Source organism: Stenotrophomonas lactitubi (genome assembly GCF_002803515.1).
GTDB lineage: Bacteria > Pseudomonadota > Gammaproteobacteria > Xanthomonadales > Xanthomonadaceae > Stenotrophomonas > Stenotrophomonas lactitubi.
Genome location: NZ_PHQX01000003.1, coordinates 212,363 through 227,174, shown reverse-complemented (window position 1 = coordinate 227,174; position 14,812 = coordinate 212,363). Strand labels below are relative to the sequence as shown.

The 14,812-nt window shown below is 64.5% G+C and carries 12 protein-coding genes and 1 pseudogene; 6 read left to right on the top strand and 7 right to left on the bottom strand.

Features of this window, described 5'->3' with window-relative positions; genetic code table 11:
- Window positions 1-126: 126 nt before the first annotated feature.
- A pseudogene (locus CR156_RS22575) lies at window positions 127-1,188 on the top strand (DEAD/DEAH box helicase); the annotation flags it as partial.
- Window positions 1,189-1,229: 41 nt separating this feature from the next.
- On the opposite strand, the gene rfbD reads toward CR156_RS22575, so the two are convergent.
- From rfbD to rfbB, 4 genes are read right to left on the bottom strand one after another with little or no spacing between them, the layout of a single operon-like run.
- Window positions 1,230-2,129 carry a dTDP-4-dehydrorhamnose reductase gene (rfbD, locus tag CR156_RS22570; protein WP_100554681.1) on the bottom strand — a complete coding sequence of 300 codons (900 nt, stop codon included), beginning with the start codon at window positions 2,127-2,129 and terminating at the stop codon, window positions 1,230-1,232.
- Window positions 2,126-2,683 (bottom strand): dTDP-4-dehydrorhamnose 3,5-epimerase, encoded by a 558-nt coding sequence (gene rfbC / locus CR156_RS22565; RefSeq protein ID WP_100554680.1) that lies wholly within the window; start codon window positions 2,681-2,683, stop codon window positions 2,126-2,128. Before rfbC ends, rfbD begins: the two co-directional genes overlap by 4 nt.
- Complete coding sequence (rfbA, locus tag CR156_RS22560) at window positions 2,680-3,567, bottom strand: glucose-1-phosphate thymidylyltransferase RfbA (RefSeq protein WP_100554679.1); 888 nt, start codon at window positions 3,565-3,567, stop codon at window positions 2,680-2,682. The genes rfbC and rfbA overlap by 4 nt, the downstream gene beginning before the upstream one ends.
- Window positions 3,568-3,581: 14 nt before the next feature.
- The gene (gene rfbB, locus CR156_RS22555) at window positions 3,582-4,637 is read right to left on the bottom strand and encodes a dTDP-glucose 4,6-dehydratase (protein ID WP_100554688.1); all 1,056 of its coding nucleotides are present in this window, start codon (window positions 4,635-4,637) and stop codon (window positions 3,582-3,584) included.
- 279 nt (window positions 4,638-4,916) lie between these two features.
- Between rfbB and CR156_RS22550 the strand changes: the two genes are divergently transcribed.
- The 5 genes from CR156_RS22550 (at window position 4,917) to CR156_RS22530 (ending at window position 10,965) form a co-directional block, all read left to right on the top strand.
- Window positions 4,917-5,663: an electron transfer flavoprotein subunit beta/FixA family protein gene (locus tag CR156_RS22550; protein ID WP_019660968.1), complete on the top strand. Its 747-nt coding sequence runs from the start codon at window positions 4,917-4,919 to the stop codon at window positions 5,661-5,663.
- A complete protein-coding gene (locus tag CR156_RS22545; RefSeq protein ID WP_100554678.1) occupies window positions 5,663-6,604 on the top strand; it encodes an electron transfer flavoprotein subunit alpha/FixB family protein in 942 nt (313 codons plus the stop codon). The genes CR156_RS22550 and CR156_RS22545 overlap by 1 nt, the downstream gene beginning before the upstream one ends.
- 144 nt (window positions 6,605-6,748) lie before the next feature.
- A complete protein-coding gene (locus CR156_RS22540; protein ID WP_100554677.1) occupies window positions 6,749-8,107 on the top strand; it encodes a phosphohexomutase domain-containing protein in 1,359 nt (452 codons plus the stop codon).
- Between the two features lie 14 nt (window positions 8,108-8,121).
- Complete coding sequence (locus CR156_RS22535; RefSeq protein WP_100554676.1) at window positions 8,122-9,531, top strand: mannose-1-phosphate guanylyltransferase/mannose-6-phosphate isomerase; 1,410 nt, start codon at window positions 8,122-8,124, stop codon at window positions 9,529-9,531.
- Window positions 9,532-9,534: 3 nt separating this feature from the next.
- A complete protein-coding gene (locus CR156_RS22530) occupies window positions 9,535-10,965 on the top strand; it encodes a UbiA family prenyltransferase (RefSeq protein ID WP_279324091.1) in 1,431 nt (476 codons plus the stop codon).
- A 45-nt stretch (window positions 10,966-11,010) separates the two neighbouring features.
- On the opposite strand, the gene CR156_RS22525 is transcribed toward CR156_RS22530, so the two are convergent.
- The 3 genes from CR156_RS22525 to CR156_RS22515 form a co-directional block, all read right to left on the bottom strand.
- Complete coding sequence (locus CR156_RS22525; protein WP_100554674.1) at window positions 11,011-12,147, bottom strand: glycosyltransferase; 1,137 nt, start codon at window positions 12,145-12,147, stop codon at window positions 11,011-11,013.
- Between the two features lie 2 nt (window positions 12,148-12,149).
- Window positions 12,150-12,500 carry an EamA family transporter gene (locus tag CR156_RS22520; RefSeq protein WP_100554673.1) on the bottom strand — a complete coding sequence of 117 codons (351 nt, stop codon included), beginning with the start codon at window positions 12,498-12,500 and terminating at the stop codon, window positions 12,150-12,152.
- Window positions 12,501-12,562: 62 nt separating this feature from the next.
- The gene (locus CR156_RS22515; RefSeq protein WP_133120135.1) at window positions 12,563-14,803 is read right to left on the bottom strand and encodes a hypothetical protein; all 2,241 of its coding nucleotides are present in this window, start codon (window positions 14,801-14,803) and stop codon (window positions 12,563-12,565) included.
- Between the last annotated feature and the right edge of the window lie 9 nt (window positions 14,804-14,812).

Sequence of the window (14,812 nt, the reverse complement as noted above, 5' to 3'; positions counted from 1 at the left end):
CACTCTAGCTTTGGCACTCGGTGAAAGGGTAGCCAGTTCACGCCTGGCAGCCCAGTCCAGCCATGCTTGCGCTCAAATGTGACCGAGAATCGTGGCGTTTGACAACCTCCTATTGACAAGCGCTAAGCACAGCAGGTGAAGAACCCCAGGTCGCGTGCAGCGGCCACGCTGCGCACGCTGCAGGCCCGTCATCGACTGTCCCTGACCGGCACACCGCTGGAAAACCATCTGGGCGAGCTGTGGACGCAGTTCGACTTCCTGCTGCCCGGGCTGCTCGGCAGCGAAAAGCAGTTCAACCAGCACTGGCGCCACCCCATCGAGCGCGGCAGCGACCGCCGGCGCGCACAGCTGCTGGCCCAGCGCATGCGCCCTTTCATCCTGCGCCGACGCAAGGACCAGGTCGCCTCCGAACTTCCGCCGAAGACGGTCATCACCCGCACCGTGGCGATGGAAGGCGGCCAGCGCGAACTGTACGAAACCGTGCGCGCGGCAATGGAAAAACAGGTCCGCGAAGCGATCAACGGCAGTGGGTTGGCGCGCAATCACATCGTGGTGCTGGACGCGTTGCTGAAGCTGCGCCAGGTCTGCTGCGATCCGCGTCTGCTGCCGGGCCATGCACCCGCGCGCACTGCCGGCTCGGCCAAGCTGGACCTGCTGCGCGAGATGCTGCCGTCCATGGTCGAAGAAGGACGTCGCATCCTGCTGTTCTCGCAGTTCACCGGCATGCTGGCCCTGATCGCGCAGGCATTGGATGCACTGGGCCTTGCCTACGTGACCCTGACCGGCGACACCCAGAACCGGGTCACACCGGTGCAGCGCTTCATGGACGGCGAGGTTCCCGTGTTCCTGATCAGCCTGAAGGCCGGCGGCGTGGGCTTGAATCTGACCGCCGCCGACACCGTCATCCACTTCGATCCATGGTGGAATCCGGCCGCCGAGAACCAGGCCACCGACCGTGCCCATCGCATCGGCCAGGATCAGCCCGTGTTCGTCTACAAGCTGATCGCCGCAGGCAGCGTCGAAGAACGCATCGCCGAGCTGCAGCAGCGCAAGGCCGAGCTGGCCGAGGCAATTCTCGAAGGCGGCGGAAGCACAGGTCCGCGCTTCGATGCAGCAGACCTGGAGGCGCTGCTGGCGCCGCTGCCGGGAGCCCCGCAGAAGTCGCGCAGGGTACTGCGCAGATCCTGAGTTGCAATCCCGGCAATGCAGGCAGACAGGGCTGAAATTCTTCAGGCTGGCGCAATCTCCGCCATTACCCGCTTCAGGCCGTCCTGCCACGTCGGCAGCGCGATGCCGAAATCCTGCTGCAGCTTGCGGTTGTCCAGTACCGACCATGCCGGGCGCTGAGCCGGCGTCGGATACTCGGAGCTGGGAATCGCCTCGACGGCCGGCACCTTCGCCAACACGCCGGTAGCCAGCGCTTCGGCGAAGATCGCTTCGGCAAACCCGTGCCAACTGGTCTGCCCATCGGCCGTCAGATGCCAGGTACCGGACAACGATCCCGGATGCTGCAGCGCTTGTGCGGTGACATCGGCGATCAACGCCGCAGGGGTCGGCGTACCGATCTGGTCGACCACCACCCGCAGCTGATCGCGTTCGGCACCCACGCGCAGCATCGTGCGCAGGAAGTTCGCACCATGCGAGGCATATACCCACGCAGTGCGGAAAATCAGGTGGCGGCCACCGGCAGCGCGCACGGCATCCTCCCCATCGCGCTTGCTGGTGCCATACACGCCCAGCGGCGCGGTCGGCTCGTCTTCGCGGTAAGGCACACTACCCTGGCCATCGAACACGTAGTCGGTGGAGTAATGCACGAAAGGCACGCCATGCGCCGCACACCAGCGCGCGATCACGCCGGGAGCCTGCGCGTTGGCCGCGAACGCGGCCTCCACGTCCTGCTCTGCGCGATCGACAGCGGTGTACGCGGCCGCATTGACCACGACCGACGGCTGCAGGCGATCAAGCAATGCTGGCAGGCTGTCGGGCTGGCTGAAGTCAGCCACTTCGCAGGCGCTGCCATCGGGAAGCTGGCCGCTACGGGTCGTCGCAATCAACGGGCCCAGCGGGGCCAGCGCGCGCAGCAGTTCCTGACCGAGCTGGCCGTTGCCACCGAACACCAGCATGCTCATGGCATGTACACCGGCAGGCGATCTTCGGTGATGTCCTTCAGGAACGGTGCGTTCTCGTCCTTGGCTGACAGCGTCGGGGCGCTGAGCGGCCAGTCCACGGCGATGTCGGCATCGTTCCAGCGTACGCCGGCGTCCACTTCCTTCACGTAGACATCGGTGCACAGATAGTGGAACAACGCCGTATCGGACAGCACGGCAAAGCCGTGCGCGAATCCTTCCGGAATCCAGAACTGTCGTTTGTTCTGCGCACTCAGGACCACCGCCTCCCACTGGCCAAAGGTCGGCGAACCGCGGCGGATATCCACGGCTACGTCATAGACCTCGCCTTCCAGCACGCTGACCAGCTTGCCCTGCGGTCGCGGCCACTGGTAATGCAGCCCCCGCAGCACGCCCTTGCTGGACGAGGAAACATTGCTCTGCACGAAACGATCCGGCAGCCCCAACCCACCAAATCGAGCAGCGTTCCAGCCCTCGAAGAAGAAGCCGCGCTCGTCTCCGAACACTGCCGGCTCGATCACCACGCAACCGGGCAGCCTGGTTTGAATCACTTTCACGGAACGACTCCACGTAGAGCGAGCTTGTGCAGGTATTGGCCATAGCCATTCTTGATCAGCGGCGCAGCCAGTGCTTCCAGCTGCTCTGCGCTGATCCACCGCTGACCGAAGGCGATTTCCTCCGGGCAGCAGATCTGCAGGCCCTGCCGGGTCTGGATGGTCTCGATGAAGTTGGATGCTTCCAGCAGCGACTGGTGGGTGCCGGTGTCGAGCCAGGCGTAGCCACGACCCAGCGCTTCCAGGTGCAGGTTGCCTTCGGCAAGGTAGCGCTTGTTGAGATCGGTGATCTCCAGCTCGCCACGCGGTGACGGCTTGAGCTCGGCGGCGTAGTCGCTGGCCCTGCCGTCATAGAAATACAGGCCGGTCACCGCATGGTTCGAACGCGGATTCTCGGGCTTTTCGACCAGATCGAGCACCTTGCCGGACGTATCGAATTCGGCCACGCCATAACGTCCCGGATCGTTCACCCAGTAACCGAACACCGTCGCCCCGTGATCGCGGGTATCAGCCCGCCGCAGCATTTCGCTCAGCCCATGGCCGTGGAAGATGTTGTCACCCAGCACCAGGCAGCTCGGCTTGCCGCCGACGAAGTCCTTGCCGATCAGATAGGCCTGCGCCAGTCCATCGGGACTGGGCTGCACGGCGTACTGGATATCCATGCCCCACTGCGAACCGTCACCCAGCAACTGCTGGAACAACACCTGTTCGTGCGGGGTGTTGATGATCAGCACTTCACGGATGCCCGCCAGCATCAGCACGCTCAGCGGGTAGTAGATCATCGGCTTGTCGTACACCGGCAGCAGCTGCTTGCTGACGCCTTTGGTGATCGGATACAGCCGGGTGCCGGAACCGCCGGCGAGGATGATGCCCTTGCGTTGGGTCATGTCGTGTCCTTGGTTCAGGCCGTGGTGCCGATGCGCTGCAGGCGATAGCTGCCGTCGAGCACGCCGTTCACCCATTCCTGGTTGTCCAGGTACCAGTCAACGGTGAAGCCGATTCCCTGTTCAAAGGTGTAGGCCGGTTCCCAGCCCAGGTCGTTCTTCAGCTTGGAGGCGTCGATCGCATAGCGGCGGTCATGGCCCGGGCGGTCGGTGACGTAAGTGATCTGGCTGCTGCGCGGCTGGCCATCCGCACGCGGGCGGCGCTGGTCCAGCAGCGCACAGATTGCCTGCACCACTTCGATGTTCTGCTTTTCCGAGTTGCCGCCGACGTTGTAGGTCTCGCCGACCCGGCCCTTGGCCAGCACGGTACGGATCGCTTCGCAGTGGTCGGACACGAACAGCCAGTCACGCACCTGCTTGCCGTCGCCGTACACCGGCAGCGGCTCGCCGGCCAGCGCCTTGGCGATCACCAGTGGGATCAGCTTCTCGGGGAAGTGATAGGGGCCGTAGTTGTTGGAGCAGTTGGTGGTCAGCACCGGCAACCCGTAGGTGTGGTGGAACGCACGCACCAGGTGGTCCGAGGCTGCCTTGGATGCCGAGTACGGCGAATTGGGGGCGTACGGGGTGGTTTCGCTGAACTTGCCGGTCTCGCCCAGGGTGCCGTACACCTCGTCGGTCGAGACATGCAGGAAGCGGAAGGCTGCGCCCTGTTCAGCCGGCATCGCCTTCCAGTAATCGCGTACCGCCTCGAGCAGGCCGAGGGTGCCGACGACATTGGTCTGGATGAACGCGCCGGGGCCATCGATGGAGCGGTCAACGTGGCTTTCAGCAGCGAAGTTCAGCACCGCGTCCGGCTGGTACTCGGCCAGCAGGCGGGCAACCAGCGCGCTGTCGCCGATGTCACCATGCACGAACACGTGGTTGGGATTGCCGTCCAGGCTGGACAGGGTCTTCAGGTTGCCGGCGTAGGTCAGCGCATCGAGATTGACGACCTTGACGCCGCGGGCGGCAGCCTCGAGAACGAAGTTACCGCCAATGAATCCGGCGCCGCCGGTGACAAGCCATGTGGGCACTACCTGGTTCTCCTGTTCAATATGCACCTCGGCGCTGGGCACTCCGGCAACCTGAAAGGATACATCGGGCGCTCGTTCAGCACTGCTTCCCGGCCGTGAACAGCGCGCAGGGATCCCCTTGGAATGCGGCGCCGCAGCAAAACCATACGCATTCGCATGGTCGCCTTCGGCCAGTTAGAATCGGGGTCCCACCCCCGAACCGGTTGCTGTCGCAGAGCCGGACGTTCTCCAGCAACTGTGAGCCGGCCAGCGACCGGCACTACAAGGATCTCGTACCAGATGAAAATCCTCGTCGCGTACAAGCGCGTGGTGGACTACAACGTCCGCATTCAGGTCAAGCCGGACGGTTCCGGCGTGGTCACCGACGGCGTCAAGCTGTCCCCCAATCCCTTCGATGAAATCGCCCTGGAAGAAGCGTTGCGCCTGCGCGACAAGGGCATCGCCAGCGAAGTCGTGGTTGCCACCATCGCGCCGGCCGACGCCCAGGCGCATCTGCGCAACGGCCTGGCCATGGGTGCCAACCGTGCCATCCACGTGGTCACCGACCAGGCCATCCAGCCGCTGACCGCCGCCCGCACCCTGCTCAAGCTGATCGAGAAGGAACAGCCGGATCTGGTGATCCTGGGCAAGCAGGCCATTGACGACGACGCCAACCAGACCGGCCAGATGCTGGCCACCCTCTGGGGCCGTCCGCAGGCGACCTTCGCCAGCAAGCTCGAGATCGCCGACGGCAAGGCCACGGTGACCCGTGAAGTCGATGCTGGCCTTGAAACGCTGGAAGTCGATCTGCCCGCCGTGGTCACCACCGACCTGCGCCTGAACGAGCCGCGCTTCATCAAGCTGCCCGACATCATGAAGGCCAAGGCGAAGCCGCTGGAGACCCTGCAGCTGGCCGACCTCGGTGTTGAAGCCGCCGATACCTTCAAGACCACCCAGTACGCCGCGCCGTCCAAGCGCAGCAAGGGTGTGATGGTCAAGGACGCGGCCGAACTGGTCGCCGCACTCAAGCAGAAGGGGTTGCTGTAATGAGCAAAATTCTTGTCATCGCCGAGCACCATGACGGCAAGCTCAACGCCGCCACCGCCAAGACCGTCAGCGCTGCGGCCGCCATTTCCGGCGCCAGCATCGATGTGCTGGTGCTGGCTGCCGACCCGACCGCCGTTGCTGCTGAAGCGGCGAAGATCGCAGGCGTCGCCAAGGTCCTGACCGTGGCCAACGCTGCCAACGCACAGGCGTTGGCCCAGGTACTTGCCCCGCAGATCGCGCAGCTGGCCAAGGGCTACACGCACGTGTTCGGCCCGTCGACCACCTTCGGCAAGGACCTGATGCCGTGCGTGGCCGCCCTGCTCGGCGTCAACCAGGTTTCGGACCTGATGGCCGTCGAAGGCAGCCACACCTTCAAGCGCCCGATCTACGCCGGCAACGCGATCATCACCGTCGAAGCGCCGGCCGACCAGATCGTGGTCGCCACCGTGCGTGCCGCGTCGTGGCCGGAAGCCGCCCAGGGTGGCAGTGCCTCGATTGAAGCCGCCAGCGTCGATGCGGCCCTGCCGAGCCACACCCGTTTCGTCGGCCTGGCCGCCGGCGCCAGCGACCGCCCGGACCTGCAGAGCGCCAAGCGCGTGGTCTCCGGTGGCCGTGGCGTCGGTTCGGAAGAGAACTTCAAGGTCATCTTCCAGCTGGCCGACAAGCTCGGTGCCGCCGTCGGTGCCTCGCGCGCCGCGGTCGATGCCGGCTACGTGCCCAGCGATCTGCAGGTCGGCCAGACCGGCAAGATCATTTCGCCGGAGCTGTACGTGGCCGTCGGCATCAGCGGTGCGATCCAGCACCTGACCGGCATCAAGGATGCCGGCACGATCGTGGCGATCAACAAGGATGGCGACGCGCCGATCTTCGAGATTGCCGATATCGGCCTGGTCGGGGATCTGTTCACGATCCTTCCGGAGCTGGAAAAGGCGCTGGCCTGAACCAAGCTCGGAGATGCCATGTAATCAAAGGGTTACATGGCATCCCTGATCGTATTGAGGCTCGCAGGGACGCGGCGCCGGATCACCCGTCCATGCAGCGCCTGTCGTTATAATCCGGGGTCAACCCGTGTAAGGACTGCATTGATGACGCTTCCGTGTTTCAAGGCCTACGACATCCGCGGCCGCGTCCCGGATGAGCTGGATGAGCGCCTTGCCCGGCGCATTGGCGCTGGTACGGCAGGACTGCTCGGCCCGGGACCGGTGGTTGTGGGGCACGACATCCGGCTGAGCAGCCCGGCCCTGTTGCAGGCAGCCATTGAAGGCTTGACCGCCAGCGGGCGCGAAGTCATCGACATCGGCATGTGTGGCACCGAGGAAGTGTATTTCCAGACGTTCCACCGCAAGGCGGCGGGCGGGATCATGGTAACGGCCAGCCACAATCCAATGGATTACAACGGGATGAAGCTGGTGCGCGACAGCGCCAAGCCGATCAGCGGCGACACCGGCCTGTTCGATATCCGCGATTTTGCTGCTTCCGACGCCCCGTTGGGCGACGGCAAGGGAACCGTCTCCAGCGATACCGACAAGACCGCCTATATCCAGCACCTGCTGGGTTATGTCGATGTAACCGCGTTGAAGCCGCTGAAGATCGTCACCAATCCGGGCAACGGTGGTGCCGGCATGATCATCGACGAGCTGGCCCCGCACCTGCCCTTCGAGTTCATCCGCATCCAGCATGAGCCCGATGGCAGCTTCCCGAACGGCATTCCCAATCCGCTGCTGCCGGAGAACCGCGCAGCTACCCGTGACGCGGTGCGCGCCAACGGTGCGGACTTCGGCATCGCCTGGGATGGTGATTTCGACCGTTGCTTCTTCTTCGACGCCGACGGCAATTTCATCGAAGGCTATTACCTGGTCGGCCTGCTGGCCACGGCACTGCTCGCCCGCCAGCCCGGCGGCAAGATCATCCACGACCCGCGCCTGACCTGGAACACCGTGGAGATGGTCGAGCAGGCCGGCGGCGTGCCGGTGATGAGCAAGACCGGACATGCTTTCATCAAGGAGCGCATGCGCGCCGAAGATGCCATCTATGGCGGCGAGATGAGCGCACACCACTACTTCCGCGAGTTCGCCTACTGCGATTCGGGCATGATCCCCTGGCTGCTGATCGCACAGCTGGTGTCGAGCAGCGGAAAGTCGCTGGGCGAACTGGTCGCCGACCGCATGAAGGCGTATCCCTGCAGCGGTGAAATCAACTTCCGCGTCGAGGATGCCAAGGCGACCGTGGCACGCGTGCTGGCCCATTTCGAACCGCAGCACCCGGTGCTGGATCGTACCGACGGGGTCAGCGCGGATTTCGCGGAATGGCGCTTCAACCTGCGCAGCTCCAACACCGAGCCGCTGTTGCGCCTGAACATCGAAACGCGCGGCAATGAGGCCCTGCTGCAGGACCGCATCCGTGAACTGACCGACTTGATCGGCGGCACGCCGGCAAATCACTGAGTAAAGGACGCATCATGACTCCCATCGTTCCCGTCATTCTTTCCGGCGGCTCCGGCACACGTCTGTGGCCGCTGTCGCGCGAGGCATACCCCAAGCAGTTCCTGCCGCTGGTCGGCGATGACACGATGCTGCAGGCCACCTGGAAGCGCGTCGCTTCCATTGCTGGTGCCGCGCCGATCGTGGTCGCCAACCAGGAACATCGTTTCATGGCTGCCGAGCAGCTTCGCGAGTGCAAGGTCCTGCCGCAGGCGTTGATCCTGGAGCCCGTGGGCCGCAATACCGCTCCGGCCATCGCCATCGCGGCCCTGCAGGCGCTGGCCGGTGGCAATGATGCATTGCTGCTGGTGTTGCCTTCCGACCATGTCGTGCGTAACGAAGCAGCCTTCCATGCGGCCGTGAAGCAGGCCGCAGTAGCCGCCGAAGCCGGCAAGCTGGTGACCTTCGGCATCGTGCCGACTGCTCCGGAAACCGGCTATGGCTACATCAAGGCCGCCACCGGCGAAGGCGTACGCGCGGTCGACCGGTTCGTGGAGAAGCCCGACCAGGCCACTGCCGAGAAGTACGTCGCCTCCGGCGAGTACTACTGGAACAGCGGCATGTTCCTGTTCAAGGCCTCGCGTTACCTGAAAGAGCTGGAGACCCTGCAGCCTGCGATCCTTGCGGCCTGCCGCGCCGCACTCGACAAGGCCGCCCGTGACAACGACTTCATCCGCCTGGATGCGGAAGCCTTCGCCGCCAGCCCGAACGACTCGATCGACTATGCGGTGATGGAAAAGACCGCCGATGCCGCGGTGGTTCCGCTGGATGCCGGCTGGAACGACGTGGGCTCGTGGTCCGCACTGTGGGAGGTATCCGACAAGGATTCCGACGGCAATGCCTGCCACGGCGACGTGATCGCGCTGGACTGCAAGGACAGCTATGCCTATGGCAGTCGACTGATCGCGATGGTCGGCCTTCAGGACGTGGTCGTGGTGGAAACCGATGATGCCGTGTTTGTCGGCCACAAGGACCGCGTACAGGACGTCAAGGAAATCGTTGGCCAGATCAAGCGCGATGGGCGCAGCGAAGCCGCCGCGCACCGCAAGGTCTACCGTCCATGGGGCGCGTATGACTCCATCGACAATGGTGCGCGGTTCCAGGTCAAGCGCATCACCGTCAAACCGGGCGCGACCCTGAGCCTGCAGATGCACCATCACCGTGCCGAGCACTGGATCGTGGTCAGCGGCACGGCCGAGGTTACCCGCGGCGACGAGGTCATCCTGTTGTCCGAGAACCAGAGCACCTACATCCCGCTGGGCGTGACCCATCGCCTGAAGAATCCGGGCAAGCTGCCGCTGGAACTGATCGAGGTCCAGTCGGGCAGCTATCTGGGTGAGGACGACATCGTGAGGTTCGAAGATCAATACGGCCGCGCGGGGGCCTGATCGGTGAGCGCATCCGGTGCCGGCCAGACAAGGCCTTTGTGTATTGACCTGGACGGCACCCTGCTGCTCAGCGACCTGCTTTACGAGACCTTCCTGCGGATGCTTGCACGACGGCCGTGGATGCTGTTCTTGTTGCCGGTCTGGTTGTTGCGCGGCAAAGCACACCTCAAGCATCAACTGGCCGTATACGGCGCTGGCGATCCGGCACTGCTTCCCTACGACCCGCGCGTGGTGGAGTTGCTGCAGGCCAGCAGCAATCGCAGGCGCGTACTGTGCACAGCATCCGACGCGGCGCTGGTGGAGCCGATCGCGCGCCACCTTGGCGTGTTCGACGACGTGTTCTGCAGTGACGGGCAAACCAATCTGGCTGGCCATCGCAAGGCCGAACTGCTGGTCAAGCAGTTTGGTGAGCGCGGCTTCGACTACATGGGCAACGCCCGGGTCGATCTTGCGATCTGGAAACACGCCCATTCGGCCTGGGTGGTCAATGCCAGCGCAGGCGTGGCGCGTGCGGCGGCCGGCTGCTCGCAGCTCGCCGCACACTGGCCCCGCGAAGGAGGCGGCCTGCGGGCGTGGCTCAAGGCAATGCGCATTCACCAGTGGCTGAAGAACCTGCTGGTGTTCGTGCCGCTACTGGCCAGCCACCGCTTTCTTGAACTGGAGACCTCGCTCGAGGCGGCAATGGCGTTCCTGGCGTTCGGGCTGTGTGCGTCCGGCGTGTATCTGTTCAACGATCTGCTTGATCTTGATTCGGACCGCCAGCACCCGCGCAAGCGCAAGCGCCCCTTCGCCTGTGGCAGGTTGGACCTGCGCTCTGGACTGCTGGCCACGCCGGTGCTCACCCTGGCCGGCTTCGCATTGGCTGCGGTGGTGGCGCCGTCGTTCCTGCTGGTGCTGGGCATCTACTTCTGCCTCACTCTGGCCTATTCGTTGCGGCTGAAGCAGGTGGTGATGATCGATGTGGTGATGCTGGCTGCGCTCTATACCATCCGCATCGTCGGTGGTGCGGCAGCGATCGACGTCACCCTGTCGTTCTGGCTGCTGACATTCTCGATGTTCATCTTCCTCAGTCTGGCCATGCTCAAGCGCTACACCGAGCTGCGCCTCACCCTGGCCAGTGGCAAGCAGAAGCCCAGCGGGCGCGGCTACCACGTCGAGGACCTTGGCCTGGTGCAGAACCTGGGCACCGCTTCGGGCCTGGCCTCGGTGCTGGTGCTGTGCCTGTACATCAACGCACCGGAAAGCCAGAACCTGTACGGGCACCCACTGTTCCTGTGGCTGCTGTGCCCAGTGCTGCTTTACTGGATCTGCCGCACCTGGCTGCTGGCCCATCGTGGGCAGATGCACGATGACCCCGTCGTGTTCGCGGTCAAGGATCCCGGCAGCCTGGTGACCGTGCTGGTGGGTGGTCTTTCGGTGTTGGCCGCGATCTGAGCGGCCTTGGCCCGCCCGGCTGGAGAAGGCACGCCGGGCTGCGGCTCAGCGTGCCTGAGCGTCCCGTGCGCTGTTCAGCAGCATGGCTTCCTGCAGATCGAAAAAGCGCCGCAGTGGGTAGGCCCGCAAGGCCTGTTCGCGCACGCCGGCCCGGCTGAGCACCCCCTGGCTTGCCATCAGACGCTGCATTGCCCCGGCCAGCGCCACGGCATCGCCAATCGGCACGACCTCGCCATTGCCGGTGTTCTGCACGATGGTCCGGACGCCGGGCAGGTTTGAAGCAATCACCCGCGCGCCGCTCAGCATCGCCTCCAGCTGCACCATGCCGAATGCTTCGTAGCGGTTGACGCTGGGCAGGACCAGTACGTCCAAGTCCGCATAGAACGCCTGCAGCTCCTGCTCGCTGACGCGACCGCGCACTTCCACGGCATCACCCAGCGCTGCGATGCTGCCGTGGATGGCATCCATTATTCCGCCGCCCGCGATGTTGTGGGTATCGCCAACCAGTACCAAGCGAACACGATCGCCATGTTGGGCATGGACCTGGGCGAATGCGTCCAGCAGCACGGGCAGGCCTTTCTCGACCACGAATCGCCCGACGAAGCCGAAGCGGAACACGTCGTCCGTGGGGGCCTGGACTTCACTCCAGGGCATTGCCTTCATCGGCGCCAGCACCTCGTGCTGTTTGTCGCGGATTCCGGACAACCACGCCGACGAACTGGCGTAGTCATGGGTGAGGACACCGACGTCGCGAGCGCGCCGAGTAGCCAGCCAGCAGGATATGCGGGTGACATTGACCGCCAGCCGATCCAGCAGCCCCCCCACCACGGCCATGTCGCACTGGTAGTTCACCACCAGCTTGCGACGCGGAACCAGCATCGCCAACACGCCGGATTCAAGCATCGGCATGTGAAGGTTCACCACATCGTGCTGCTTGGCAAGCTGCCGGAACCAGGTGATGAACTTCCAGCTCAGCACGCCCTTGTGCATGCGGGCGAAGACCGGAGCGCGCACCACACGTACGCCATTGAGCGTTTCCTCCACCGGCAGCGCCACATCGTGCTGGGTAGTCAGCACGGTGACCTCATGCCGATGGGCAAGGTCTTCGGCCAGCATTCGCGCGAACTCGGTCACGCCGCTCATATAGGGCGTGTAGTAGGTCAGAACGATCAGGATCTTCATGCTCAGCTCGCGCTCACCAGAACCACACCCAGCACGATCAGGCCGATGCCGGCCATGCGCAGCGGGCCCACCTGCTCACCCAGGAACAGCACGGCCAGTACCGGCGTCACCACGTAGGTCAGAGCAATCATCGGCTGCAGCTTGGTGAGCGGCATGAACTTGAGCAGTACCACCCACGACACCAGCGGAATCATCTGCAGGATGAATCCGCTCACCAGGGGGGCATTCTTGACCGCCGAGAGCAGCATCGGCATCAGGCCGTCGGCGTAGGTCACGCGTTCGGCCCCCACTTTGAGCAGCACCGTGCCGCATGCACCGAGAAGGACGAGTCCGAAGACAAGAAGGAGTTGCATGGAAGACCTCTTGCGCCGCAGTCATTGCTGGGCGCTGTTCGATGGATGCTGCCAGGGGCCAGTCATTCTGCCTGACGGGCCGGCACGTTGCAGCTGATGCGCGCCCGCGAGACGTCAGCAAACAGGGGGCGGGAGTCGCCGGAAATGCCCAGCGACTGCGGCGACGCAATCTGCCAGTCCGGTACCAGGGTTATGACGGAACTACCCTTCGGCAGGTCCAGGCTGATCTGACCGGTCTCCAGGCTCTGCAGCGTGGGGCCCTGTCTGCCGTTGACCGTTACCTGGATCCGCCCCGCTCCAGGGGGGTGCAGCAACCTCAGGTCGACCTGCAGGCGGGCACCGGCGCAGTCCTTCGGCACAAAGGTTTCCAGGCTGAAGCGCCCCTGGGTCCAGCAGTGATCCTGCTCGCAGGTATGCCAGCCCCTGCCCGCCTGTGCCAGCGGCAGCTGTCCTGACTGCAGCGAGTAAAGCGCGAAGGTTGGATCCTCTACCACGGGCGCCGCGCCAAGCTGCAACGCCGGCGCCGCACCCGGGTGCTTCAGCACCAGTAGCCAATCCGGCGAATCCGCACGGCGCAGGCTGTCGTTGAACAACGCATCGCTGTAGCCCACAGGATCACGGCCGCGGTCGGCCATGCGTGCACGCGCACCACGGCGGTGCAGCTCCAGGATGGCGAAGTCCTGCTTCACGTACTGATCAGGCCCGACCACCGCGGAAACATCGATGATCACCTCATCGCCGGCCTGCGGCAGTCTGAGCGCTGCGGACAGCGTGTGGGAAATTCCAGACGGCACGTGTGAGACCAGGATCGCGCGGGACCGCACGGCATAGGCCGCCGACAGCGCGGCCAGGATGGCCATGAGCAGAATGACCCCACCCATGCGTCCCCGGCGTCGTGAATGCCGCAGCAGCAACCAGGCCAGCAGGGCGCCCCAAGCGGGCCCAAGGACCTGAACCAGCTTGTGCTCGCCATACTGGTAGCCGTGGCTCTGCACATAGATGACCAGCAGTCCGCTGGCGGCCAGCAAGCCGACGAAGAAGCGCCAGCGCTGTTCACGGATCGACAACCAGCCCGTGGCCGCCATCAGCAACAGGCCCAGCATCACCGCTTCGGGGTTGACCGCGGGCTGTGCGGTCATCAACAGACCGGCAAACGGCGCAGCCAACCACCAGCCCCAGAACGATTGCTGGATGTACCAGCTCGGCCAGGAGGACTGCGCCACGATGCCGCTGACCTGCGTATAGGAGGCGATGAGCTCGGGCAGCATCCGGTTGAGCACCACGGCACAGGCCACCATTGCCATCACGCCGCCGAGCAGGAACACGCGCCAGGAACGCATCCACAGGGCCGTGGTCACCACCGCCAAGGCCACCACCAGGCAGGCGTGGACTGCTGCTTCGCCATAAACAATGCCGACGCAGCCCGCCGCCGCACCCAGCATGATCCATTTCACGAGCGGCGATGGCATCGGGCTGAGCGCCCACAGCACGATCATCATGAGCACAGCGCCGGCCATCGCCGTTCCGATGTTCTCGTTGATTACCGACAGCATCATGCCGGTGCCCGCCATGCACAGCACCGCCAGCAGGAACGCCACCACGCTGCCACGCGGAACCCGATGCCCACCGCCGAAGCGGCCGGCCATCGATGGCAGCATGCCAATCACCGGGAACAGCGCGGCGCCGCCGATCATCGCCCGCACCTGGTTGGGACCTGCGTCAGGCACGAAGCTGGATGCCAGTGCCAGCAGGGTGTACGCGCCATTGCGCTGTACGACGCAGCCATTGCCGATGAACTGCATGCCCTGGCCACATTGCCCCAGCGACCACTCGCGCACAACGGTCGCCTGGTCAACCGACAGCGGATGCTGCATGGCCCATTTGGCACCGCCGTAGAAGAACACCAGATCATGGTTGGTGCCTTCAAGCATCCACAGATGGCGTGTAGCGAAGGCCAGGTCCCAGCAGGCGACCACCAGCGTTCCGGCCAGCACGCTGATCGTGAACGCCCAGATCGATGCATGCGCCAGTGGATCGGCACTGCCCCGGCGCAACGCCACTGCAATGCCAACCACGCCTGTGACCAGGAACACCGGGAAGACGATATAGCCTGGCAACCAGGCATTGGCGTTCATCAGCAGCGCCAGCACGCACACCAGCGCCAGCAGCAGCGACTGCACCGGCCCGATCGACCTCACGCGCTGGCTCCAGCGGTTGCCCAGCGACGCCAGCAGGGTGGACGTACCGATGATTGCCAGGCACATCGCCAGCGCCGGCGCGATCAGTTGCCAAAGATGATGCACTAACGTCTC